Here is a 25,565-nt window from a genome sequence, read left to right as displayed (position 1 = left end):
TGTGAGGTAAATAAATTATGCTGGAACAACTTAAGCTGGAAGTTTTAAAGGCAAATCTTGAGCTGCCCCGGCGTGGGCTTGTAACATACACCTGGGGAAATGTAAGCGGGATAGACAGGGAGAGCGGGCTTGTGGCCATTAAACCCAGCGGGGTTGAATATGAGGCTATGACAGCGGAAGACATTGTGTTGATCAACCTTGACGGCAAGGTGGTGGAAGGTAATTTAAAACCATCCTCCGATGCTCCGACGCATGTGGCCTTATACAAGGCATTTCCGCATATAGGCGGAGTGTGCCATACCCACTCCAGGTGGGCCACTGCCTTTGCCCAGGCAGGAAGGGGAATACCTGCATACGGGACCACCCACGCAGACTATTTTTATGGTGAAATTCCCTGTACACGTGAGATGACAAAAGCTGAAATTGAGTCAGCCTACGAGGAGAATACCGGAGCAGTGATTATAGAAGCCTTTAAAGACTTGAAGCCTGACTATGTACCCGCAGTGCTTGTAAAAAGCCATGCGCCGTTTACGTGGGGGAAGGACGCTGCCGACTCGGTGCATAACTCTGTTGTGCTTGAGGAAGTAGCCATGATGGCAATCCAGAGCAGGGCATTAAACCCGGCTATAGAGGCTATGCCCCAGGTGCTGCTGGACAAGCATTTTTTAAGAAAGCATGGGGCAAATGCCTATTACGGGCAGAAATAGTATAAGCAGCCATTTAAAAAATAAAGAATACAGGCGTTGGATAAGTGTTCCAAATACCTGTATTCTTTTATTTTAAACTTAATTATTTAGCTATTGTTATTTTTGAGTATTGTCGGATTTTTCTTTTTCATGCTTTTCGCTGGCTTTTGACGCGTAGTGTCCGAGAATCGGTCCGCCGATGCATATAATTGCCATAATCACTATAACAGCGATAAGTGTACCATCCATGAATATCACCTCCGTTATATAAATTTTATATAACAGGGAGGCTTTCTTTGAACTTGCTGCCGTTAAAATGCTCAGAGATTGATTGCCGTATGAGTTTTCTATAGTCAAAAGGTACTTCGGGAGTTGCCTGGCCCGTTTGAGAAAGCTTCTGGCCGGTTACTTGAGGAGTATACGTATAAGTGTTATTTATCTGTACTTTATGAACTAGTGTCTTCTGGTTCTCATTGTGAATGAAAAATACATTGGTATAAACAAATTTTGCAGATATGAACACCTGGGAATTTTGCGTATGAATTTGAGACTCATCTGCATAGTCAATATTGACCGGCATGAGTTGCAAAAGCATAAGGACAGCTATTAACAAAAAAACAGGCCGGGCTGAATTCTTCAGAGTCATTTCATACCTCTCATATATAAATATGCATATTGAGTATAGCATAATAAGCGGAGGAATTAAAGCTGTAAGGATTTGGGAAGTGAAAATTTAGTGTTCTGATGGGGGTGGCCTTAACTGGTTTTTGGACTTACTGCGTTGTATTGGCAGTGGATTATTGAAATCAGGCTTCAGGTATTGTAGGTTTACATTAATGAAAAACAAATGGTAAAATATTACTACATTTATTAGCTATTAATCCAGGTTATATGATAAATTTGTATAACTGATTTGGTAAAGTATTAAATAAGAAACTACAAAATTAAAAATTCAATTAAAAATTAAACGAATGAAATAGATAAGCATATTCCCAAATAGCTATTCATTAAAGTACTATAACAAAGCCTAGCTATGGTGAATCTGAAAAGAAAGGTTATTATAATGTATAAAAGTGAAACCGTTAGTGTTGATGTCAGCTTAAACGAAAAAGATGTATTATTATGCAAATACAGGTTGCTTCTCAACAAACCAAAATATGGCGTGATGACCGGAATAAGTGTATTTAGCCTGATTTATATTATCCAATTATTTATGACTGTTGGTTTAAGTGCTATAAATTATGAAAGAGATATTTCATCCCATTTGCCGGGGGTAGCAATTGCAGTTATCTTTCCAATCATTATTATCCTTATTTTAGTTAAAAACTGGCTCTTGAATAAAAAAGAATTTAATGCTGAAAAGATTATAAGAATGAATTACTTTTTTTCCGATTTTGGTATCACGATAATATATAAAATGGAAAACAATATTTCATGGAATGGCATATCCAAAGTCATAGAAAGCAAAAATAATTTTATAATATATCCAAGTGAAAACAGCTTGATTCTGATTCCTAAAAAATACTTCAAGGACACCGAGCAGATTGAAGTACTAAAAAATATTCTTACGGAAAAGTTACCTAAGAAAAAACTATCGTTAAAAAAGAAATCATTATATAGTACTTAATTTCGGGAGGTACTGTACTGAGCAAAAAACAAAAATTCAATTATGGGAAGCAAAAAGAAGTGGAGTGATACAGAATATGCAATATAGTTTTAATGTCTTATCTAGGACAGAAGGAAAGTGAAGAACAAAGGAGACGTACACTAATTCTTTAATACAACGGCTCCTTTGTTCAATCCAAATAATTTACTTACTACTCCACCTGTAAAATTTTAATCCGCTTGCAGTAGTAGATACTTCCCTATTTATTGTTGCATACCATTTACCGTTACTCAGGTATTTCCAATTCTGTTCAATCAGCGTAGCCTTACCCCCGGATACAGATTTTACAATTGCACTATGAGGACTAGAAGCCCAGAAGGCCAAATCGCCTTTTTGAGGGGTTGTTACAACGGAAATTTTTCCACTCGAAACAGATGGAGTTCCATTAGTACCCAGGCCGGATAGGTTAACGCTATATTGGCTTTTAAAATATTTAATTGGATATGCTGCACACTTGTATGTAGAGTCCGACCAATCATCTTCAACAGTTCCAGGTCTATAAAGAGCATCTACCTTGTCGAGAGTATCTACTACTTGCATGCTTTTAGTTAACTCAACATTACTTTGTGCTGCATATAACAGACTAAAAGATAGGATAAAAAAAGCACAAAAACTTAGGCTTATTATTTTCTTTTTCATATTGAATCCTCCATTACTTTATTTGTTATTCCGGATTATATAATAATAGTAAAAAAATGTAAAATTATTTCCGTACCCTCCGGAACATATTCAGAGGAGTTTATTTTTTGTTAAAATATTTGTTAAATTTGTATAGTTATTAAAAGTTGGTGTCCAAAGTGGTTTCCTAAGAATCTGTAAATAAAAAAACACCGCTCACTGTATCTCTACAGCCAAGCGGCTTTCTCTGGTACGCCCGACACGATTCGAACGTGCGACCTGCGGTTTAGGAAACCGACGCTCTATCCTACTGAGCTACGGGCGCATATAATAATTCCAACGTTTTTAAATTATACCATGATTGACAGAAAAGTCAACGGTTTGTAAGTAATTGATTAAACAGCTTGTTAAACCCCGCTTGTTGAGCCATTTACAGAACCATCAATAATCTTGTGCTATCTTCTATTCCAGACATTTTCATAGAGATTGGATATGGTCAAAACAACCTTTCCGGTCTCGTTAAAAGCAACTTCCTTCTGCTGGTAGGCCTCCTGTGGGAAGATATAGAAGCCGAATTCGTCTCCGTCCTTGTAGTTTAAGCCGCTGGTGCTGAATTCTCTGGAAGCATAGGTTTTGCCCCTGTACCGGGCTGTCATTTTGGCAGTGAGAATCTGGGTAAAGGAGTTATCATCCACAGTGGCATGCTGGATACCTGAAATAAGTGAGGCGCCCTTAAGGGAGTATTCCCCTTCCGATTTGAATAAAATGCGGTATTCTCCCGGTGCATTCCCCTGGTTATTATCAAGCCACGAAACATATATCTTATGGGTTTTGTCGCTGTAGAGCACCTTGCCTGTATTTCCCTCCAGATTGGATAAATCTATTGTAACAGAATATTCACCTTGAAAAGCACCCCCTGCGGAAGTGCCGTATTCATCAGTATTATTGGCTATACAGGCAATGCCTTTGGACCACAAGCCCAATAGACCTGAATTTATTATAAGAACTGCGAGAACTGCTAAAAATAATACGGCACCTGCCGCAACGGTCTTTTTAGTTATTCTCATGTCTTCAATCCTGCCTTTCCTGCAGACTGCCGAGTCAGCACATGTTTATACCGCAATGGTATACGCATTTCATTTATATATAAATGTATATGGTAAACGTATTCAGCTAGTGTAAATGTATCCAGCCTCTGTAGAGATATTCAGCTTCCATAAGTACATTCAGCCTGTGGAAATATCAGCCCGTATACGTATTCAGAAGAAAATAACCCAGCCCTACGAGAGCGAGAATGCCTGCAATCAACAGAGTAACCTTCCAGGGAGAAAGGGGACACTTGCCGTCAACCCTGCCTGTCTGCCCGTTAATCATATAGCCGTAATTCCTCTCCTTATACTTGAAAGATGAAAACCACAGAGGAAGCAGTATATGGGAATATTTCTTGTTGCTGTAGGCGGTTTTAAATCTCAGGTTGCTTATTTCATCGGCATGTATCTGCTGTTCTATACCTCTTGCAATAAAGCCTGACAGCCGTTCCTTGGCAGTTTCCCAGCCGGTTTTCAAATCCACAGAGTAGCGCTCTGCCTTAAACCCTGACAGATATTCAGACTTGTAGGGGGTGAGTTCCTCCATGTCGTAAGGCAGGATGCGCGCATACATGTTGTCTTCAATATGAACGGAAGAGTCCACCACATAGTTTCTGAAATCTTCCACATACTGGCCTGATACCGGATACCATCGGGTGCGCCTTTCCTGATGGGCCACCTGCTCGGTCTTTCCATTGCGGGTTTCCGTTCTGTAAACAGTCACATAATAATATTCTCCCGCCATAGCCGTGTAAAAAGAGCTTGTATCCGCATCAAAGGACCAGCAGGGTACATACATGCCTGTCAGGTTTACTTGCTGGTTATTGGCGCCTTTTCTGAGCTTTGAGGGGGCAAGCCATTTTCTGCTGAGCCACTTTTTGTAAAGTGCAGCAGCAGCCTGAGAGGTTATTTTAAAGGGAATTACACTTTCAGGGGTGATACCGGAGGTAATCACCTCCTCCTGAATATTGCTGTTCCCGCAGAAGGGGCATCTGTCAGCAACCACATAAGCGTCAAATACTGTCTCTGCCCCGCAGTTCTTACACTTTACAGCATGACTTTTTTCACCCCATACCTGGTGCTCCAGTTCGCTGTCCCTGTCAAAGCCATAGGCGGTGGGATGCTGTCTGGAGTCCTCCATATTTATTTGTTGTTTGCAATATTCGCATATCAAGCTCTGAGCCTGGGGATCAAAGACCATGACACCACCGCAGGAAGGGCATTTGAAGGAGGTGGCGGCAGTCTGGGGCACACCTTCCGGATTTGTTTTTGTTCCGGCATTGCCTGATTCTATATCACTCATAAAGTTAACCTCATGTGTAGCCTCAAATTTATAAAAGCGGCTGGTCAGATAGCTGCTTCAGCCATTGGCAATCCAGGTTTGACCTGATTGTCCATTTGATATTCTTTTAATAGTCCCATAATAGTCTCAACCGGCGCATTTTAACAGGGCTGACTGTCCGGGCTGTACACCAGTATGGCTTTCACAACTGCCCGTACTGTACTTACTGTACTTACTGTTCCGACTATTGCTTTTGACCGCACTCCGGGCAGAACTTGCTTCCGCCCGGCAGCTCATTTCCACAGCCTGCGCACTTGATGGTTACGGGCCCTGCCTTCGTTCCGCATTCGGCGCAGAATTTGGCCTGTGGTGCAAGCATCGCACCGCAGGAACCGCATTTTATCTTGCCGGGCTCCTGACTATGTTCCGACTGTTGGTTCTGTACCGGCTGACTTTGTGCCGGCTGCTGGTTTTGCCCAGGTGCACCTGACGGGGAAGATTTTTGCCGGGTGCTGTCCGCCGAAAAGGCTTCGGCAAACAGGTTGCCTATACCCAGTCCTGCACCCAGCCCCACACCTGCACCTGCGGCGCCGCCGGGATTCCTCGCTGCATCTCCTATGGCTTCAGCAGCCTGATACCTTGTATACTGATTGAGGTTATCCCCTATGATTCCCATAGATGTACGTTTATCAAGGACCTTTTCAACTTCTTCGGGAAGAGATATGTTTTCCAGCACAAGTGAGGACAGTGTAAGTCCGAGCTGTGCAAAGGCCGCATCCAGCTTGTTTTTTGTCAGTCCGGCAATTTCATCATACTTTGAGGCAAGGTCCAGAGCCGGAATAGCGGCCTCAGCCAACAAGTCCGAAACTCCCGAAACAATCTTGCTCTTCAACTGGCCGGTAATTCCATCGACAGTAAACAGGGCGGCAGTTCCAAAAACCTCTCTGAGGAAAACCGCAGGGTCCGCCACCTTGAAGGAATAGGTTCCGAACATTCTCAGGCGGAGCATTCCAAACTCCGCATCCCTCATCATTACCGGGTTGGTGGTCCCCCACTTGCAGTTTGTAAACTGCTTTGTATTAATAAAGTAAACCTCCGACTTAAAGGGTGAATTAAACCCATACTTCCATGCTTTTAGCCTTGTCAGCAAAGGGAGATTCTGAGTATCAAGGGTGTATTTGCCGGGCGAAAAAATATCCGTGAGCTGGCCCTCGTCCACAAAAACAGCCATCTGGGATTCTCTCACCGTCAGTTGAGCTCCCATCTTGATTTCCTTATTTTGTACAGGGAAACGGTAAACCATGACATTTGAGCTGTCATCGGTCCATTCAATAACTTCTATGAACTGTGATTTAATAAAATCAAATAATCCCATATAGACCTCCCGGAATTTATTTATAAGATATAAGTTTAAAGTATTAATTTTCAGATAGTACGAAGTTTAAAAAAAGAACACTTACTTCTATACTTTATCATAAAAATACTTTTATTGTAATAATCCGGAGATAAAAATCAATTGAAATCAAAGGAAATGCGTGGAAAATATCCCGGGCTTGCTTTATAATCTATTGTAACTGCATGTATTTCCTTCAATAAAAAAAATATATACATGCAAGTTTTTATTAAAAAATTGATAAACTAATAATTGAGTTTTAAAGTGTGAGCAGAGATGCAATTTCAGACTTAAGTGCAGGTGCTGCCATCCTGCAATCCAAATAAGATAAGGGAGGTATTAACATGTCAACTAATAATGCGTTACCAAAGAGAGCGGAGATTGATTCCGGGTTCAAGTGGAAACTGGAGGATATTTATAGTGATATTTCTTCATGGGAACAGGATTTTAAAAAGGTGAAGGAGCTGGCGGAGCAAATAAAAGGCTGTCAGGGCAGGCTGGGAGAGAGCGCTGAAAAGCTGCTGGAATGCTTTCAAAAAAGTGACGAACTGCTGTCCTTGAACGACAAGGTCTTTGTCTATGCCAGAATGAAGAGGGATGAGGACAATGGAAACCCCACCTATCAGGCACTTACGGACAGGGCTTCATCCCTGGTAACCGAGGTCTATGCTTCGGTATCCTTTATAGTACCTGAAATGCTTGGCATTCCGGAGGATACCTTGCTGTCATATGCAGAAGCCAACAAGGATTTGTCGGTCTACCTGTTCAGCATAAAGGAAAGTCTGAGACAAAAGGAGCATATCCTATCCGAGAAGGAAGAGCAGATACTGGCTATGTCGGCGGAAATAGCCGATACTGCCGGAGACGTTTTCACAATGTTCAATAATGCCGATATTAAATTTCCCTACATAAGGAATGAAGAGGGGGAAGAGGTTGAGGTTACCAAGGGCAGATACGTGGCATTTCTTGAGAGCAAGGACAGAAGGGTGAGAAAAGATGCCTTCGAGGCAGTATACAGTTCATATAAAAAAATGAGGAATACTCTGGCAGCGTCCCTGACAGGCAATGTGAAGAAAAACAGGTTTTACTCCCTGGTCAGAAAGTACCCGTCGGCACTGGCGGCATCTCTGGACAATGACAATATTTCCGTGGATGTCTATACGACACTTATAGAAACCGTCAACAAGAACCTTCCGCTGCTTGACAGGTATTTAAAGCTGAGGAAGAAGGTTTTAAAGCTTGATGAACTTCATATGTACGACCTGTATGTTCCTATGGTGGAGGAGTTTGACAAGAAAATACCCTATGAAGAGGCCAAAACCCTTGTTATAGAGGCATTAAAGCCACTGGGAGAGGAATATACGAGCTTTTTGAAAAAGGGTATGGAAGCCTCCTGGATAGATGTTTATGAAAATGAAGGAAAGACCAGCGGAGCATATGCCTGGGGTTCCTATAAAACGCACCCCTATGTGCTGCTGAACTATCAGGGCATGATAAATGATGTTTTCACACTTGCACATGAAATGGGCCACGCACTGCATTCTTATTATACCAATATGACACAGCCCTACGTGTATTCTGAATATAAGATTTTTGTGGCAGAGGTGGCATCCACGGTTAACGAATCCCTGCTCATGAGGTATCTGCTGCCCAGAGCCTCCGGCAAGCAGGAAAAGGCCTATCTTTTGAACCACTATCTGGAGGAGTTCAGAGGAACGGTTTTCAGACAGGTAATGTTTGCAGAGTTTGAAAAAGCCATACATGAAAAGGTGGAACAGGGAGAGGCTCTGAACGCGCAGGAATTGAGCGATATGTATCTGGCGCTCAACAGGAAATATTTCGGGGAAGCGGTGACGGTTGATGAGGATATTGCAATGGAGTGGTCCAGGATTCCTCATTTCTACAGCAGCTTCTATGTCTACAAGTATGCCACAGGCTTCTCAGCCGCCACAGCCATAGCAGAGAAAATTCTTACCGAAGGGAAACCAGCAGTCGATAAATATATTCAATTCCTGAAGAGCGGCGGTTCAAATTATCCGCTGGAGCTTCTCAAAACAGCCGGAGTAGACCTATCCTCACCGCAGCCAGTCCAGGATGCCCTGAAGGTATTTGAAAAGACGCTGGATGAACTGGAGGAGCTGCTCAAATAGAGAAGCCTGCGGAGGTGCTGCAAGGTTTGATTCGCAGACATAGCATAGATAAAATAATTGTCTTGGAGGAGATGAAAAATGAAGGATCCGCGTATAGAAAAGCTTGCTGAGAATCTTATAAATTACTCCTGTGAGTTGAAGGCAGGGGAAAAGCTTCTCATTGAAAACATAGGCAATGAGGTGCCGCTGACCAGGGCTTTAATCCGTGAAGCCTACAGAGTCGGTGCCATACCCTACCTCACTGTTAAGAATCCCGGGCTTGAAAGAGTACTGCTTGAACAGTGCACCGAGGAGCAGATGAAGGATATGGCCAGGTACGAACTGGCGCGCATGAAGGACATGGATGCCTATATCGGAATACGTTCCGGAGATAATGTGAGTGAAAAAGGCTCGGTGCCCTCGGACAAAATGAAAATATACATGTCCCTTTTTTCAAAGCCGGTGCATTCAGAACAGCGGGTCAACCATACCAAATGGTGTGTTATGAGATATCCCAGCCCTTCAATGGCGCAGTTGGCAAATACCCCTACTGAATACTTTGAGGATTTCTACTTCAATGTATGCAATATTGATTATAAGAAAATGTCGAAGGCTATGGACCCTCTGGTAAAAATGATGGAGGCTGCTGACAAGGTGAGGATTACAGGGAAGGGCACCGACCTGTCCTTTTCCATAAAGGGAATACCTGCAATAAAGTGCGACGGTAAAATGAATATTCCTGACGGAGAGGTATTTACAGCACCTGTCAAGGAGTCTGTAAACGGCGTTATAAGCTACAATTGCCCTGCTGTATACCAGGGCGTCACCTTTGAAAATATCTGCCTTGAATTTAAGGACGGGAAGATAATCAAAGCCACAGCCAATGACACAGGAAGAATAAATGAAATTTTTGATACTGATGAAGCGGCAAGGTATGTGGGAGAGTTTGCAATAGGAGTAAATCCATATATTGAAACACCAATGAAGGATACCCTCTTTGATGAAAAGATCAAGGGAAGCCTGCACTTCACACCTGGAAGCTGCTATGATGAAGCTCCCAACGGAAACAAGTCCTCAATCCACTGGGATCTGGTATTTATACAAAGGCCGGAATACGGAGGAGGAGAAATCTGGTTTGACGACACGCTTATAAGAAAAGACGGATTTTTTGTTCCTGCAGAGCTTCAGGGCTTAAACCCCGAAAATTTGAAGTAGAGTCATATGTGAAGCAGTGTTCCTGTACGCCAATAGGACTGTACAGGAGCACTGCCGGCAAGTAGGCATAGTGAGTGCAGTGCAACATGCACAACATGCATATTATGCAGTCAAACCACCAAAGGCGCAAAGCTGTGGTTACAGCTCAAACAGTTCTGTGAGCTCCTGGCGGGTCAGCTTGGTAAGCAAGGTTTCTCCAGGGTGTATGACTGCATCTACCAATTGCTTTTTTCTTTCTTTCATATGGAGAATCTTATCTTCAATGGTCCCATGTGTAACCAGCTTCATAACGTGCACCGTCTTAGTCTGGCCTATTCTGTAGGCGCGGTCTGTGGCCTGGTCTTCAACGGCCGGATTCCACCAGGGGTCATAATGAATAACCGTATCGGCGCCTGTAAGGTTCAAACCTGTACCCCCGGACTTCAGTGACAGCAGAAAAACTGCTCCTTCGCCGCCGTTAAAGTTCCGGACAAGTCTGATTCTTTCATCTGCAGGAGTGGCGCCGTCCAGGTACAGATAGGATATGCCCGACTCCTCAAGCCATTGCCTTATTATGCCCAGCATGGAAGTAAACTGGGAAAAAAGCAGTATTCTGTGCCCGGCAGTTATGGAATCCTCGACAACCTCTCTGAGCAGTTGAAGCTTGCCGCTGCCACCCTCATAGTCTTCCATAAACAGGGATGGGTGGCAGCATAGCTGTCGAAGCCGGGTTAATACGGAGAGGATTTTAATCTGGCTTCTTTCAAAGCCTTTTTCGTCTATTTCGCTGAATAATTCCCCCTTGGCCTGTTCCAGGTATGCGATATAGAGCTTCTTCTGCTCCTGGGTGAGCTCAGCCTCTATAACATGCTCTATTTTCTCAGGCAGCTCCTTTAGGACATCCTGCTTCAACCTTCTTAATACAAACGGTCTGATTTGCCGGCCCAGACTCCACAGGGAGGAATTGTCCCCTTTTGAAATGGGGCTTTCATATTTTTCAACAAATTTCGAATGCGAACGAAGGTAGCCTGGAAGTATGAAATCAAACACCGACCACAGTTCCGTCAGGTTATTTTCCATGGGAGTGCCTGTGAGGGCAAGTCTGTGTTGGGATGCTATCTGCTTGACTGCCCTGGAGGCCAGGGACACTGGGTTTTTAATGTGCTGTGCCTCATCCAGTATGCAATATCTGAAGCTGCACGCCTTATAATCCTCTATATCTCTTCTGATTAAAGCGTAGGAAGTGATTATGAGATCGGTATCAATACCGCTGCGTATAAGCAACTGACGCTCCGCCTTGCTGCCTACGACGGCTGTTACGGTCATGTCAGGAGCAAACTTCTGAACCTCGGAGCACCAGTTGTATATCAGGGAGGTGGGAACCACAACAAGAGAAGGGCAGTTTCCGGCTATCTGTTTGTCATATTGCAGGAGAGTAATGACCTGCAGGGTTTTCCCAAGTCCCATGTCGTCCGCCAGAATTCCTCCCAAGCCATAGTGGGAAAGGGTTTTCATCCACTTGAAGCCGAGCTTTTGATAATCTCTGAGAGTTCCTTTAATGCTTTTGGGTATTTTGTATTCTGTTTCTGCCGGGTCCTGGATATCGTGAATCAAATCCTTAAGGCCTGTATTGCGCTCGAAAAATTTCATTCCGCTTTCCTTGAGCATATTATCTATATATAAGGCTCTGTATTTGGGCAGTTGGACAAACTCCGCCGCTATGTCCGCTGAATTCAGGTCCAGTTGTTCTATAATTTCGGACATATTCATAAGACTTTCCGACTCCAGCGGAAGAAAGGCTCCGTCTTTAAGGCGGTAATATTTTTTCTTCTGCCGGATACTTTCAAATATGCTTGCCAGCTCCTCCCGTTCAACCCCTTCAATATTAAAATTGAACTCCAGAAATCCGCTGATACTGTTCAATCTCAAATAACCCGAGAAGGAGGGCAGCTTTTTAAAGCTCATGGCCTTAAAGCTTTCGGAGTAAAACACTTGAGCACGCTCCTGAAGCTTTGGGATAACATAATTCACAAAATCGAATATTTTCTCTTCCTCGTCAAGGTATATCTTATTGCTGCTCACCTTGCAATCGGTTTCAGCCAGTATATCCAGTATTTCACCTTCGGCTTCCAGATTCCGGATAAGTATTTTTTCCAGAGAGGGCTTTACTCTATCGGCAGAAAAGGGATTAATCAATCTGTCACCATATTTGAACTTAATGTCCGCAGTGATTATATCCGAAAACCTGTCAAGATAAATCTCCGGTTCAAATTCAGGCCGTTCAACCATAGCCTTCAGATTTTCATCTATGGAAACCTTTCCGGTTTTTTCAATAAAGGGAAGCACTTCTGTAAACAGGCGTTCCTTATCGTTGTCAACAAAACTGATTCTATTGCTTTTTTCGTTCTGTACATACTGCAGAAAGGGCCTCAAATATTCTTTCTGGTATGAGGAAACCTGGTATAGCCTTTTGTCATACAGGAAATACTCGCAGTCCACAGTAACCATATGAAGGGGCTGCATAAGGTCTATGTCCAGGTCAACCGAACCGGCATTTCCTGTCAAGGTAAAATCTATGGGAATATCTCCGGCTATTACAGATACATCCTCAATTGTACGACCGTCAACAATAACATTGAAGGAAAGCTTCCCGAAAAGCTCCAGGAGTCTTTTAAGTGCAGCGTCCGACAAAAATATTTCCTTCTCCTTAAAGACGCTCTGCTTTTTTATATCTCCTGTAAGATAGTCAATCAGATTCTCATTTTGCCACATCTCAGAGAGATAAGAAATAACTGCCGCATCCCTGTCACTAAAACTGTGTATTGCAGGGTCAAAGGAAAAGCCCTTTCCATATATCAGCTCCTTATTGTTTTTCAGACAATCCAAAAATTCGGCGGTATTTCGGACAATATACAGCCTGTCGCTGCCAACCCTGAGAGTGAGAACCGCGGCTGGACCCCTTTTTATGTAAGCTGCCTTTGTTTTAAGCAATTCAAGGGTATATTCGACTTTTAGGGCTGTTTTAATATTTCCTGATCTATTATTAAAATATTCAAAAATTTCCTTTGCAGCTTTTTTTTGAGAGGTTGAGTTAAAGAAGCCCTGTTCATCCTTTGATTTTACAAGAAATAAAACTGCGGCTATATGTTTGCAGCAGGCCTCAGTTTTGAAATTATCCGGGCAGGTACAGGAATAGCCTTTAATTCGCCCATCCTTGTCAAACTGAACTTGTACATTGTAAGGACGGGTTCCTACTACCGTTGCATCAAAAAGCATATGTTCCTCGTTGAAAGAAACGGATTTTACCCTGTTGGAATTAAAGTATTCCATGCCCTTCTTAAATTTTATAGGTGTAGATAGATAGTATATACTGTCGTTTGAAATCTGAAACATTCATTTACTCCATGGTTCATGGTTATTTATTATAGCCCCGCAAGGCTGGTTGTGGATGAAGCCTTTGCCCTCGGGCCAATCGGCTTTCAGCCGAATAGTAATGACTTTATTATAACCAATTTTCATATCAATTACCATAAATTGATATGCTGTAAAGTAAAGAACATTTGGAAAGAAAGCATACTGAAACAAGGGTATGCCAAATAAGATACGGCCAGAAGATGTGCGGATACCCCGGAAATATAATTCAGGACTTAAACTACTTCTGCCTGCGAAGGCTTTGCTTCAAAGGATATGAGAAATTCTGTTATTTCCTCGATGCTGGTAATTCTGATATCTCCATTACAGCGGGCAACTTCATTTTTCACGATGCTGAGGCCAAAGCCTCTTGTCTTGGAAGGGTTGTCCTTTGTTGAATAGCCTGCATTAAAAATTCTTGTTTTTTCAGATTCGAGGATGGCAGGCCCATTATTGGAAATGGGAATAAAGTATTTGTCTCCATGAATATAAGTTTTCAGGAGGACATATTTGTTTTCCCGTTCAAAACTGCTCATTGCCTCAAAGGCATTTTCAATGATATTGGAGATTATGGTCACTGCCACATCCTCCCGGATATTGGCGACCAGCAGTGGTTCACCGAAATCCACTCTCAACTCGATGCCCTTCCGGATGGCACTATTGTATTTGACATTGATAATGGCGTCTACAAAATCATTGCCTGAGTCAATAAATATATTTTTCGTAGAACTGTTGTTTGCATAATTGTTTATATATTGCTTGATTCTTTCGTTTGTGTCCAGCTTGTTAAGAGTGCATAAGCCGTAAATGGTGTTAAGATGGTTTTTATATTCGTGACGTTCCTTTGCAACCATTTCGTTAAAGTCAATGAGCTGCTGTATGTTCTCCTTCTGCATTTCGTTGGCATATTGCAGCAGCTCCAGCTTGGAACCCTCACGGAAAGCCGAAATCATTGCCAGCATCAGAATAATGTAAATAACGTAAGAAAATATGTTGAAGTTATACATCAACTGAGGATTATTTGTGAAAAACACATTGGCACAAGTTATAAAAAACAGAATAGTAGCAATGCCTATCAGTATTTGCTTATAGCGGGAATGAAATATGCTGTCGTCGTTCAGCCAGGTACTATTGATAGGAGACTTTTTCAAAAGGAACAAGATGGCTATTTCAACAGTTTTGGCGATTATACTGCAAATAAATACATAAAGGTCGTTTTGCAGCAAAGTTTCAATTGGTATGTTATAAATAAGCATACCCGCAAGAGATATTAACACTTCTATTATTGACATTGCTATAAAAATAGGCAGAATGCGGATGAAGCTTAGCATCAGTCTCTCTTTAAACAGGTAATTTATTATCAGGACGGTTATGAAAAAAATCAGAACGCTATGAACTCCAAGTGGAATGAACAAAGGAATCAGGTAGGAATATGAGGTATATACAACTGTAAATAAAAGAGTCCTGAAAAAATTCTTTACAAGATAGTCGGTATGATTTGATATCAGTGAGAAGGTAATAATTACTATCAAGCCTTCAATTGCCGTAAAAATTATTTCACTTGCAGTATACAGAACAGCCACCTCCCGGGATATAGCAAAAAACCCTAAAATACCATATGCTAAAGTACATATATTAAAGTATTAAAGGGTTTTCTGTGATTTGAAACAAATTGTTATTACTACTCGTTAGGCTCAAAGTAGAACCAGAATTTAGCTGCGCCAGAAACTAAGCCAGTAATAAGTAAGGAACATAACCCGATTGACCTAAGCAGTTTTCTTTTCAATTGAATCACTCCTTTCATCAATACACTAATTAAATAATCCCTCTTTTTTACAAAAAAGTCAATAAAATTTTAAAATTTATTAAAATATCTTATATTCTTTGGTGTTTTTTGTTTTTTATTAGCTGATAAATTGACAGAAAATATATAATAATTACAGACACCTGAAGAATCTGATCCTGTATCAGGAAATAGTCAAGCAGCAACAAGGCGGTGGTGAGTAATGCCCCCAGTATTTTATACTTGAGCTTCTTTTCTATAACCTTTCTGGTTCTGACAGGAGCAATCAGGATACACACCAGGGGCAGCAGAAAAAGCAGTGCAATTTGCAGATAGGAGGGGAGCAGATTGCTTTTTCCCGCCACAACACTTGCAAGCATGGTTGCAAAGGAAACGAAGATACATGTCACCTCACTTTTGGCATGATATCCTCCTAAAACAGGTCGGAGCAAAAGGACGGCCAGAAAAGCCAGCAAAAATTCCCTGGTAGCCGAAAACAGAGAAAAGCACACAAACATAAGGATAAATTTATATAAGTCCGAAAATATGCATACCAGCCCATACCTGATTCTTTTTGCTTCGGATTCGGAGTATTCGTGGCTGTTTATAACTGACTCGGCGACCCTGTCAGCCAGTTTTCTGTAAAAGGTTATTTCCATAAAGGCCTCCTTTTTACATGACTATATAAAAATATTACCACATTATGCATAATAAGTGAAATAAACTGAAAAGTTTATGCCTGTCCATTATTTATCAGCTCAAAAAAATTTTCTTCTATTTCTTTCTATAAATATAACGTAAAAAAATAGCCGGATGTTACATCTCCGACTATTTATATCATATTTATTTTTTCAGTGGTTATTTTGCTACTATATTCACAAGTCTGCCTTTGACGACAATCACCTTTTTAACTTCTTTTCCATCAAGGAACTGACGGATTTTTTCATCGGCCAGGGCAGCGTTTTCAGCTTCGCTGTTATCGGCAGTGGCGGATATCTCAATCTTGCCTCTTACTGTTCCGTTAATCTGAACAGCCACCTCAATGGTATCACGAACCAGAGCCTTTTCATCAAACTCAGGCCATTTTTGATTGAATACGGAATACTCATAGCCCAACTGTTCCCACATTTCCTCTGCAAAATGCGGTGCAAAAGGAGCTACAAGCTTCACCAAATCCAGGATGGTTTCCTCAAACAGCTTGATGTTCTTAGTTTTAACCTCAGCATCATACTTATATAACGCATTTACAAGCTCCATACAACGTGATATGGCAGTGTTGAACTGGAAGCGGTCGGTATCCTGGGAGGCACCTTTTATTGCTGTATGCCTTACGAAGTTGAGTTCCTTGTCATCCTTATCCATATCAGTTCTAGCCGGTTTTGCCTTCTGCTCCTGCAGGCTTTCAGCCAGACGTTCAATTCTGGAAGTGAACCTTGAAATAGCCTTTATACCGTCATCGCTCCATGGGCCGCCGTCAACATAGTTGAAGCCGAAACCAAGGTACATTCTGAATATATCCGAACCATACTTTCTCACGTACACATCGGGAGAAATGGTATTTCCTTTTGACTTGCTCATCCTGTTGCCGTCTGGGCCCAGGATGGTTCCCTGGTGCACCAGGGAGAGGAAGGGTTCGTCGAAGTTCAGATGCCCAAGATCCCGCAGGGCCTTGGTTATGAATCGCGCATAGAGCAGATGCATTGCCGCATGCTCCGCTCCGCCCACGTATTTGTCAACGGGTAGGAGCTTGTTGATCCAGTCTGTGTCAAAGCATTTTTCGTTGTTTTTATTATCGGCATATCTCAAGTAATAGAAGGAAGAGCATACAAAGGTGTCCAGGGTATCTGGATCTCTTTGCGCCGGGCCTCCGCACTTGGGACAGGTAGTATTCATGAATTCCGCGCTTTTCTTGAGCGGGGATTCTCCGTCGGGAGCAAATTCAACATCATAGGGCAGAAGAACAGGAAGATTTTCTTCTGGTACGGCTACCTCTCCGCAGTGCTCACAGTAAACAACGGGAATTGGTGAGCCCCAGTACCTCTGTCGTGATACAAGCCAGTCTCTGAGCCTATAGTTGATTTTCAGGCTGCCTTTGCCATTGGCCTCCAGTTTCTTCACTATTGCAAGCTTTCCGTCCGCTGATGCCATGCCGTCGAACTCGGCACTGTTTACCAGTACTCCGTATTCACAGTAAGGCAGCTCATCCTCGGAGCCGTCTGCACTCCTGATAACTCTCCTTATGTCGAGGCTGTATTTTTTGGCAAAGTCATAGTCGCGCTCGTCATGTGAAGGAACTGCCATGACACATCCTGTACCATAGCTTGCCAGGACATAATCCGCAATCCATATGGGAACCTGCTCGCCTGTTATGGGGTGAATTGCATAGGCGCCGGTAAATACACCGGTTTTTTCCTTTACAGTTGAAAGTCTTTCAATTTCTGTCTGCTTCTTTGTTTCCCGGATGTAGTTTTCAACTGCCGCTCTGTTATCGGCAGCGGTAATATTATCCACAATTGGGTTTTCCGGCGCCAGTACAACATAGGTCACGCCGTAGAGAGTGTCCGCTCTTGTGGTAAATACCTGGAATTCTAAATCTTGGCCTGCTACCTTGAAGGAAATTTCAGCTCCCTCTGAACGGCCTATCCAGTTTGTCTGTATTTTCTTTGTCTTCTCGGGCCAGTCGATGGTATCCAGCTTGTCCAGCAGCTCCTGGGCATACTCGGTGATCTTAAAAAACCACTGGGTCAAGTCTCTTTTTGTCACTTCTGTGTCACACCGTTCACAGGCTCCGTCTACAACCTGTTCGTTGGCCAGCACCGTGTTGCACTTGGGGCACCAGTTAACCGGTGCATTTTTTCTGTAGGCCAGTCCGGATTTATATAACTGGAGAAAGAGCCACTGTGTCCATTTATAGTAATCAGGCATGCAGGTCTTTATTTCATAGTTCCAGTCAAAGGTCGCGCCCATTTCCTTGAGCTGGCCTTCCATGGTTTCAATGTTTTTCAAAGTAGAATCCTGGGGATGTATGCCTGTTTTTATGGCATAGTTTTCGGCGGGAAGGCCAAAAGCATCAAATCCCATGGGATGAAATACCTCGTAGCCCTGCATTCTTTTCATTCTGGCCCAGGAATCTGTGAGGCCGTAGTTATACCAATGCCCAACGTGCAAATTTGCTCCTGAGGGGTATGAAAACATTTCAAGGCAGTAAAGCTTTTTGTCGATGTTTTCGGGATTGAATCTGTAAATATCCGTATCTGCCCACTTTTTTTGCCACTTTCTATCTATATCTGCTGAGTATGGCATTTAATCAACTCCTTTTGAAAATAATTATAGCCTTTGTAGGTAAAATTTATAAAACCCGTCTCTGATAAAGAGACGGGTTAATCCGCGGTACCACTCTCGTTGGCCCAATCCTTGAAGACAAAGCCCACTTGATATCTGTAACGTAGATATACGGCTGTTTTTAGCAGCGGCTCCACGGCGAGTTCAAAGTGTGCTGCCTGCTGTACTTTCACCACCGCAACTGCGCTGTACAACTCTCTGTAGGAGCATTTACCTTTACTATTCCGCTTCATGGCCTGTGTATTTTAAAATCTATACTAGAGTATCATATATGACAAATATTTTCAACTGGTATTACGCAGGCTGCATACTGCCTATGTCCGGGTAAAAAAAATAACTCCTGCCAGTATAAATACCACTCCTGCCACTTTGGTCAGCGTAATAGCTTCATTAAATATATAGTACCCTGCAAAAAGGCTGAAGAGATAGGTGGTGCTCGTCATGGCATATGCAACAGAAAATGGGACTTTGGACAGGATAAAAAGCCAGAGCGCTGTTGACAGGCCATAGGCCAAAACTCCAGAAATTATAAGAGGGTTTATTAAAAGTTTATAATTATATCCTGCGGTTTTCATCACTGCCAGCTTCCAGAGCACTTGGCCGGAAATCGTTATGGCAGAGTTTAAGATTGTCAAAACTATATATTTTACAGGCATGATTGAATCCTTAATTTATCCTTTGCTTTTATAACAATTATCTTATTAACCGGTATAAATACATAAGGGCTTGATATTCAAGGATAGTATTCCCCGGAGCTTCCTCCGGCTATACAAGGGTGTATGGATCTGAGACAGGAATAAGCCGGCCTTTACCTGTTCTTATAATAGAAAACCGCCAGTTGTGTTCTGTCTCTTAAGTTCAGCTTTTCCAGCAAAATGCTGATGTAGTTTCTCACCGTGCCTTCGCTAAGAAACATAGCTTCGGATATCTCCCTGTTGCTTAGGCCCTCCGATATATGCACCAGAAGCTCAGTCTCCTTTTCAGTAAGGTCATAGTTTGAAAAGCCTGGGGAACCGCCCCCATGAATAAGGGCAGGCAGTTTTGTAATTATTTCATCTCCGAAAACCCGCTGTCCTGTATAAACTGCTTTTAACGCAGGGATGATACTTTCAAAATTTTGCTTCAACAGGTAGCCCTTGGCTCCGATTTTGAGCGCTCTTACAATATAGGCATCATCTGAAAAAGTTGTAAGATACAGAATACGGGCGGCCGGGTACTCCTTTAAAAGTATCTCTCCTGCATCCAGGCCTGTCATGGTATCCATTCTTATATCCATGAGCAGGATGTCGGGCTTGTGCCGGCGGTACAGCTCTATTGCCTGCTGTCCGTTATTTCCTGTACCTGTAACCGAGATTTCAGGATCGGCTTCCAATATTGTTTTTAATGAGACACAGACAAGCCTGTCATCATCAACTATCAAAATATTCATATTATCTCCCATCTACGCGCATAGCGCGTACACAAACAGTAATGAAAGACACGTAGTGGCTTTCGCTGCGTGAAATCCACGTTGACCTGCCACATGTATCTTTCACGCCAGGCTCCAATCTGCCATACTTGCAGGTTAATTCTCTTTTGGTATTGAAATAAATATCTTAAAGCCGTTTTCTATATTTATATGCATATTTCCGTTGAAATTCCGCACCCGCTCTGAAATATTGCTGAGGCCGATACCATTTTCAATATTGTAGCCGGTGACTTTTCCGTTATCCTGTACAATAAGCTGGTACAGGGCCGGATGCTCTATGAGGGAAACAGAGACTTCCGTGGCATTGGAGTGCCTTAGGATGTTGGAAAGGGCTTCCTTGACAATTGTTATAAAGCAGTATTTCAACTTTTTGCCCATAGTACCGTTTATATCATAATCCAAATGAATCCGGCAAAATTCAAAATTATCCGTCAGGCCCTTTATGGAGGAATACAGATCAAGAGACTGGTCATGGAGATTGTGCACGCTTGTCCTGATACTGTCCATTGCCTGGGACAGGGTGTTTTTTATGGAGGATAGATTCTCGCTGAGGCTCAAGTCCTTGTTTATGGTCATCAAGGCCCCCAACTGAAGCAGACAGCGGGAGAGCAGGTGCCCCACATTGTCGTGGATTTCCATGGAAATCCGGTTTCTTTCATTAAGAGTAGCCATATTGATTTCATAATCCTGCTTTTCCATCAATTCATTGTTCTTCTTTTCCAAAAGCAGGGATTTCTCTTTGGAGGTATCGCGCAAAAGCATGTACTGCAGCCTTGTATTTTTAAGGTTAAGGGTCCGCAGCCTGAGCAGATATGAAAAGGCTGCGAGTATGGCTAATACGAGAAAGACGGTATTTGAGTCCTTCGAAAAATGCGTAATAAGCGGAACAAGCGCAATAAGTGCAATGGGCTGCTCCACTGTCACAAAAATATCATAGCAAACCAGGGGCAGAAAAACCAGAAATTGAGGAGCAAATTGGCACAGAGCAGTATAGCCCAGGGCAGAGAGAATCCTCATTGCCTTTGTATCAAAGTAGGTGTTAAGGGCTGAAAGGGTCAGAGCTGTTATAACAGGGACAACACTCAGGCCGTAACCTGCATCAATAATCAACAGTATCAGACAAGACAAAAATATAAGTATTTTATCAACCAGTTCAATCATATTATCCCGCATCCCCCGTCCCAAAAACTGTCCGGAAATTCATACGAATATTTTATCAGGCATTTTTGCTTTTCACAACAGGTTCGGCAATTTGCCGGAAGGAGAGTTTACATAAATGTAAAATTACATGAACCTCGGTTTGCCAATTCACATAAAATAGATTAAAAACATTATTTTTGGAGATTGATGGAAATGGAAAGATTCGCAGTTATAATGGCAGGAGGCTCAGGTACCAGATTGTGGCCAATATCTCGGGAAACGAGGCCAAAGCAGTTCGTTAATGTTGACAATGGCAGTTGCATGCTGGTAAAGACCGTTGAACGCTTGCTTCAGACTGTCCCTGCTGACCATTGCTTTATTGTTACCGATAAACGCCTAAAAAACATCACTCGCAATACAGTAAAAAATCTGATTCCCGGTGAGAACATCATTCTGGAGCCTTTTAAAAAAAATACAGCCGCATGTATAGAGTTTGCAACCATGACTTTGAAAAAAAGATTTGGAGAAGGTCTGATCTGCTTTGTTCCGGCAGATGGTTATGTCAATGACCGGGAAAAGTATAAGGAAGCCCTGGAGAGAGCCTATGATGCGGCAGAAAAGACCAAAGCCCTTGTAATCGTGGGGATTACTCCTTCCTATCCTGCAACAGGGTATGGATATATACAGGTGGACAGTGAAAAAGGTGATGACGAGCGGATATTAATAGTTCAAAAGTTTATAGAAAAGCCGGATATTGATAATGCCAGGAAGTTTTTTGAATCCGGGGAATTTCTTTGGAATGGCGGAATTCTGGTAGGAAGCATGGACGCAATAATGAATAGCGTGAAAAAATACCTGCCCGAGCATGATGAAAATATCAGCCATGCAGTTAAGCATTCAAAATTACCCACAGGTAACAGATATTTGAATGATGCATATAATAAAATACAAAATATATCCTTTGACAATGGGGTGCTGGAAAAAACAGACTGTATCTATGTAATTAAAGGCGAGTTTGACTGGGATGATATAGGGAGCATAGACTCTCTGGCAAAAACCGGCAAGGCTGATGCCGACGGGAATATGGTCAGCGGAAGGCATCTGGGCATGGATACAAGTAATTCAATAATATTCAGTGAGGATGCTCTTGTTACGACCATAGGAATTGATAACCTGATTGTGGTAAGCACAAAGGACGCAATCATCGTATGTCCACGTGACAGAGCCCAGGAAGTGAAAGGCCTTGTAGAACTGCTCAAGGAAAAGGGATATCAGGATCTGTTGTAGCGGGGAGGAGCAGCATGGAGACCGGCAGATTTTTATTGATCAAATCCACAGGAAACGGGTTTTGGTATGATATGCACCATGTATTGACGCAATTATACTTTGCCGAAATAACAAAAAGGATACCTGTAATATACTGGGGAAAAAACTGTATGTACAGTATTGATGAAAACCTGGATACCTTTGAACAATTTTTCCAACCGGTATCAGAATATACTATCGAGGACATCTCAAATCCCGATTTTACCTATTTTCCTTCCGTATGGAGGCATGATAACCTGCGGGAGGAAAACTTGTGCCACAACATGGATGTAAGCCTTGAGGCCATGGTAAACAGCCGGGCAAGTGTAGTAGTGCAAGATACCTTTATGGAGGCCGGAGACATGATGCACTGTATAGAGAAATATCCGTTCTACGGATATATTGCAAGATATCTGTACAGCTCAATGCTCAAAAAGTATATACGGCTTCAACCTCTTGTACTGGACGAGATAAGTGAGTTCTATAACTCATACATGAGAGGCAGGAAGGTTATTGCAGCCCATATCAGGGGAAGTGATAAAATCATCGAGGTCGCCGGGCTCCCGGTTCTTAACAGGAGGTATCCCGAAGAGATAGCTAAGCTGCTGGAGCTGTATCCTGACGCAAGGTTGTTTCTTATGACAGATTGCAGGGATATTTTGAGCCTGTACAGGGAGCTTTACCCGGGTATTGTCATAAGTACCGAGTGCGGCAGAGTGCTGACAGATGGGCCGGGAGCCCATTTCCAGGAATATGAGCACAGGGCCAGAAAAGGCCTTGAGATAATAAAGGATACCTGGCTTGCTGCAAAATGCGACTATTTTATAGGCAACGGTTATTCCAACGTATCCATGGCAGTAAGTGAACTGGCGGATTGGGATACCGGCAGGCTTAAGCTTTTGTATTAATGCAGAACTTCAGGCTGCATTTGATAATGGATAATGCACTTAATTTTTATGAAACGGAAGTGGTATTTTGGTGCTTGATAGAGACAAATTGCTGGATTTATATAGAATCATGCTATCCATCAGAAAAGTGGAATTAAAAATAGACAGTGAATATAAAAAGGATGAGATGAAAACGCCCATACACTTATCTATCGGACAAGAGGCTGTTTCAGCAGGAGTGTGTATAAACCTGGACAGGGAGGACTATGTTTTCGGAACTCATAGAAGTCACGCCCAATATATAGCCAAAGGCGGGGATATTAAGAAAATGATTGCCGAATTGTACCTGAGAAAAACGGGCTGCTCCTTTGGAAGAGGGGGGTCCATGCATCTCCTGGCCCCTGAGGTGGGAATTCTTGGTTCTACGGCTATTGTGGGCGGCAGTATTCCCATTGGTACAGGAGCGGCCCTGGCTTCAAAGATTGCCGGCGATGGGAAGGTGACAGCGGTATTTTTCGGGGATGGCGCCGTGGATGAAGGGACATTTCACGAGAGCCTGAATTTTGCAGCCCTGAAGAAGCTGCCGGTTGTTTATATTTGTGAGAATAACGAATATGCAATTAATTCACACCATACCTCGAGACATCCAAAGGACAATATTTACAGATGGGCGGAAGGCTATGGCATGCCAAGCTACCAGATAGACGGAAATGATGTTGTAAAAGTAACGGAGTATTCCGGCAATGCCATAGACAGGTGCAGAGCGGGAGAGGGGCCCACCTTTCTGGAGTGCATGACTTACAGGTGGAAAGGGCATATCGGAACGGTAAACGATGTTGGGGAGGGGCAGAGAGCGCAGGAAGAATATGACTATTGGCTGTCAAGGTGCCCTATCAGATGGTATGCAAATTACCTGTATGATATAGGACTGCTGAATAAAGCCAATGAAAATACTATAAACAGCGAGATTGACAGTATGGTAAATGAGGCGTTTGATTTTGCAGTGAAATCTCCAAAACCGGAGGCCAGGGAGCTGATGGATTTTGTATATGCCAGGTAACTGGAAGTTTAAGTCGGAAACAGGAGGTATTTAAAATGCCCTGGACTACAGTTGAGGTTGAAAAACAGGATAAATTCATAATAGAGGATGAAGACCAGTCCGGACGGGTAATATCGTACAAGGATGCCCTTTATGAGGCATTGGATCAATCCCTGGAAAGGGATTCCCGAGTATTTGTCATGGGTGAGGGTATTGATGACATAGCCGGGGTCTTTGGCACAACCAGGGGCCTGCATGAAAAATATGGCGGACATCGTGTGTTTGACACACCCATAGCTGAAAATTCACTTACAGGTATAGCTGCCGGCGCAGCCATGGCGGGCTTGAGGCCGATTCTGGTGCACGCTCGCATGGATTTTTTGCTTCTATCCTTTGACCAGTTGGTAAATCACGCATCAAAGTGGAGCTATATGACCGGCGGAGAGGTTAGCGTACCCTTGGTCGTCCGGACAATCAGCGCCAGGGGCTGGGGGTCCGGCGCCCAACATTCACAGTGCATACAGGGAATGCTTATGAATGTGCCTGGGCTTAAGATCGCTGTACCTGCCACACCCTATGATGCCAAGGGACTATTGGTTTCCAGTATAATTGACAATAATCCTGTGCTGTTTGTAGAGCACAGGTGGTTGTATAAGACAATGGGCAAGGTCCCGGACACGCTGTATTCCATTCCGTTTGGGAAAGGGGTGGTAAGGAGAAAAGGCAGTGATGTAACAATCGCAGCAATTTCCTATATGGTCATAGAGGCTCTGAAGGCCGCACAAAAGCTTGAGACTGAGAATATTTCCGTTGAAGTCATAGATCTGAGGACAATAAAACCCATAGATGAGGACATTATTATTGAGTCCCTTGCCAAAACCGGCAGGCTCATAATAAGTGATACGGGTGCAAAAACAGGGGGAGCAGCCTCGGAGATAGCAGCCATTGTTGCGGAAAAGGCTCTGGACCATTTGAAAAAGCCGATTACCAGAGTATGCTGCCCGGATACTCCCACACCTACCAGTGATGTTCTGGAAAAGGCATATTATCCTGATGCTGAGACAATATGCAATGCAGTTCGGGAGCTTTTAAAGTAAAGAGCTACCGTGTTTTTCCGGGGCGGGGCGGGCTTGC

At 42.9% G+C, this 25,565-nt stretch carries 21 protein-coding genes and 1 tRNA gene; 8 read left to right on the top strand and 14 right to left on the bottom strand.

The genetic code is table 11. The features are described from left to right. Positions 1 to 17 precede the first annotated feature (17 nt). The gene (gene araD / locus CLHUN_RS18590) at positions 18 to 707 is read left to right on the top strand and encodes an L-ribulose-5-phosphate 4-epimerase (protein WP_080066126.1); all 690 of its coding nucleotides are present in this window, start codon (positions 18 to 20) and stop codon (positions 705 to 707) included. A 96-nt stretch (positions 708 to 803) separates the two neighbouring features. Here araD and CLHUN_RS22745 read toward each other — a convergent pair whose 3' ends face one another. Together CLHUN_RS22745 and CLHUN_RS18585 are read right to left on the bottom strand one after the other, a co-directional pair. After that, the gene (locus tag CLHUN_RS22745; RefSeq protein WP_278247566.1) at positions 804 to 935 is read right to left on the bottom strand and encodes a hypothetical protein; all 132 of its coding nucleotides are present in this window, start codon (positions 933 to 935) and stop codon (positions 804 to 806) included. Between the two features lie 25 nt (positions 936 to 960). Next, positions 961 to 1,332 (bottom strand): hypothetical protein, encoded by a 372-nt coding sequence (locus tag CLHUN_RS18585; RefSeq protein ID WP_080066125.1) that lies wholly within the window; start codon positions 1,330 to 1,332, stop codon positions 961 to 963. Positions 1,333 to 1,749: 417 nt separating this feature from the next. Between CLHUN_RS18585 and CLHUN_RS18580 the strand changes: the two genes are divergently transcribed. After that, the gene (locus tag CLHUN_RS18580; protein WP_165755796.1) at positions 1,750 to 2,313 is read left to right on the top strand and encodes a YcxB family protein; all 564 of its coding nucleotides are present in this window, start codon (positions 1,750 to 1,752) and stop codon (positions 2,311 to 2,313) included. A 183-nt stretch (positions 2,314 to 2,496) separates the two neighbouring features. On the opposite strand, the gene CLHUN_RS18575 is transcribed toward CLHUN_RS18580, so the two are convergent. From CLHUN_RS18575 to CLHUN_RS18555, 5 genes are all read right to left on the bottom strand, one after another. After that, complete coding sequence (locus tag CLHUN_RS18575) at positions 2,497 to 2,991, bottom strand: CHAP domain-containing protein (RefSeq protein ID WP_080066123.1); 495 nt, start codon at positions 2,989 to 2,991, stop codon at positions 2,497 to 2,499. 227 nt (positions 2,992 to 3,218) lie between these two features. After that, positions 3,219 to 3,295 (bottom strand) — tRNA-Arg (locus CLHUN_RS18570). Positions 3,296 to 3,425: 130 nt separating this feature from the next. Further along, positions 3,426 to 4,037, bottom strand: coding sequence for a hypothetical protein (locus CLHUN_RS18565; protein ID WP_080066122.1), 612 nt, complete (start codon positions 4,035 to 4,037; stop codon positions 3,426 to 3,428). Between the two features lie 175 nt (positions 4,038 to 4,212). After that, positions 4,213 to 5,361, bottom strand: coding sequence for a TFIIB-type zinc ribbon-containing protein (locus tag CLHUN_RS18560; RefSeq protein WP_080066121.1), 1,149 nt, complete (start codon positions 5,359 to 5,361; stop codon positions 4,213 to 4,215). Positions 5,362 to 5,584: 223 nt separating this feature from the next. Further along, positions 5,585 to 6,715 carry an SPFH domain-containing protein gene (locus CLHUN_RS18555; protein ID WP_080066120.1) on the bottom strand — a complete coding sequence of 377 codons (1,131 nt, stop codon included), beginning with the start codon at positions 6,713 to 6,715 and terminating at the stop codon, positions 5,585 to 5,587. A 362-nt stretch (positions 6,716 to 7,077) separates the two neighbouring features. Here CLHUN_RS18555 and pepF point away from each other — a divergent pair, with 362 nt between their 5' ends. Both pepF and CLHUN_RS18545 read left to right on the top strand, forming a co-directional pair. Then, the gene (gene pepF / locus CLHUN_RS18550) at positions 7,078 to 8,883 is read left to right on the top strand and encodes an oligoendopeptidase F (RefSeq protein ID WP_080066119.1); all 1,806 of its coding nucleotides are present in this window, start codon (positions 7,078 to 7,080) and stop codon (positions 8,881 to 8,883) included. A 78-nt stretch (positions 8,884 to 8,961) separates the two neighbouring features. Further along, positions 8,962 to 10,077: an aminopeptidase gene (locus CLHUN_RS18545; RefSeq protein WP_080066118.1), complete on the top strand. Its 1,116-nt coding sequence runs from the start codon at positions 8,962 to 8,964 to the stop codon at positions 10,075 to 10,077. 138 nt (positions 10,078 to 10,215) lie between these two features. Here the strand turns inward: CLHUN_RS18545 and CLHUN_RS18540 are convergent, their stop codons facing one another. The 7 genes from CLHUN_RS18540 to CLHUN_RS18510 all read right to left on the bottom strand — a co-directional run bounded on the left by CLHUN_RS18540 (position 10,216) and on the right by CLHUN_RS18510 (position 21,221). Continuing rightward, positions 10,216 to 13,449, bottom strand: coding sequence for a DEAD/DEAH box helicase (locus CLHUN_RS18540; protein ID WP_080066117.1), 3,234 nt, complete (start codon positions 13,447 to 13,449; stop codon positions 10,216 to 10,218). A 254-nt stretch (positions 13,450 to 13,703) separates the two neighbouring features. Continuing rightward, the gene (locus CLHUN_RS18535; RefSeq protein ID WP_242656559.1) at positions 13,704 to 14,999 is read right to left on the bottom strand and encodes a sensor histidine kinase; all 1,296 of its coding nucleotides are present in this window, start codon (positions 14,997 to 14,999) and stop codon (positions 13,704 to 13,706) included. A gap of 343 nt (positions 15,000 to 15,342) precedes the next feature. Continuing rightward, on the bottom strand, positions 15,343 to 15,909 hold the full coding sequence (locus CLHUN_RS18530) for an accessory gene regulator B family protein (protein WP_080066116.1): 567 nt from the start codon (positions 15,907 to 15,909) through the stop codon (positions 15,343 to 15,345). 199 nt (positions 15,910 to 16,108) lie between these two features. Further along, positions 16,109 to 18,553, bottom strand: a complete 2,445-nt coding sequence (leuS, locus tag CLHUN_RS18525; RefSeq protein ID WP_080066115.1) for a leucine--tRNA ligase — start codon at positions 18,551 to 18,553, stop codon at positions 16,109 to 16,111. Positions 18,554 to 18,906: 353 nt separating this feature from the next. Next, positions 18,907 to 19,248, bottom strand: coding sequence for an EamA family transporter (locus CLHUN_RS18520; protein ID WP_080066114.1), 342 nt, complete (start codon positions 19,246 to 19,248; stop codon positions 18,907 to 18,909). A gap of 152 nt (positions 19,249 to 19,400) precedes the next feature. Continuing rightward, positions 19,401 to 20,021: a response regulator gene (locus CLHUN_RS18515; RefSeq protein ID WP_080066113.1), complete on the bottom strand. Its 621-nt coding sequence runs from the start codon at positions 20,019 to 20,021 to the stop codon at positions 19,401 to 19,403. Between the two features lie 135 nt (positions 20,022 to 20,156). Next, on the bottom strand, positions 20,157 to 21,221 hold the full coding sequence (locus CLHUN_RS18510) for a histidine kinase (protein WP_080066112.1): 1,065 nt from the start codon (positions 21,219 to 21,221) through the stop codon (positions 20,157 to 20,159). Positions 21,222 to 21,413: 192 nt separating this feature from the next. On the opposite strand from CLHUN_RS18510, the gene CLHUN_RS18505 reads away from it, so the two are divergent. The 4 genes from CLHUN_RS18505 to CLHUN_RS18490 all read left to right on the top strand — a co-directional run bounded on the left by CLHUN_RS18505 (position 21,414) and on the right by CLHUN_RS18490 (position 25,528). After that, the gene (locus CLHUN_RS18505) at positions 21,414 to 22,487 is read left to right on the top strand and encodes a mannose-1-phosphate guanylyltransferase (RefSeq protein ID WP_080066144.1); all 1,074 of its coding nucleotides are present in this window, start codon (positions 21,414 to 21,416) and stop codon (positions 22,485 to 22,487) included. Between the two features lie 14 nt (positions 22,488 to 22,501). Beyond that, positions 22,502 to 23,413, top strand: a complete 912-nt coding sequence (locus CLHUN_RS18500) for an O-fucosyltransferase family protein (RefSeq protein WP_080066111.1) — start codon at positions 22,502 to 22,504, stop codon at positions 23,411 to 23,413. A 70-nt stretch (positions 23,414 to 23,483) separates the two neighbouring features. Beyond that, positions 23,484 to 24,452: a thiamine pyrophosphate-dependent dehydrogenase E1 component subunit alpha gene (locus CLHUN_RS18495; protein ID WP_242656560.1), complete on the top strand. Its 969-nt coding sequence runs from the start codon at positions 23,484 to 23,486 to the stop codon at positions 24,450 to 24,452. Between the two features lie 35 nt (positions 24,453 to 24,487). Next, complete coding sequence (locus CLHUN_RS18490; protein WP_080066110.1) at positions 24,488 to 25,528, top strand: alpha-ketoacid dehydrogenase subunit beta; 1,041 nt, start codon at positions 24,488 to 24,490, stop codon at positions 25,526 to 25,528. Positions 25,529 to 25,565 lie beyond the last annotated feature (37 nt).

The organism is Ruminiclostridium hungatei (genome assembly GCF_002051585.1).
Classification (GTDB): domain Bacteria; phylum Bacillota; class Clostridia; order Acetivibrionales; family DSM-1351; genus Ruminiclostridium; species Ruminiclostridium hungatei.
The sequence above is the reverse complement of the archived record's forward strand: the minus strand, read 5'-3'. Positions and strand labels throughout refer to the sequence as shown.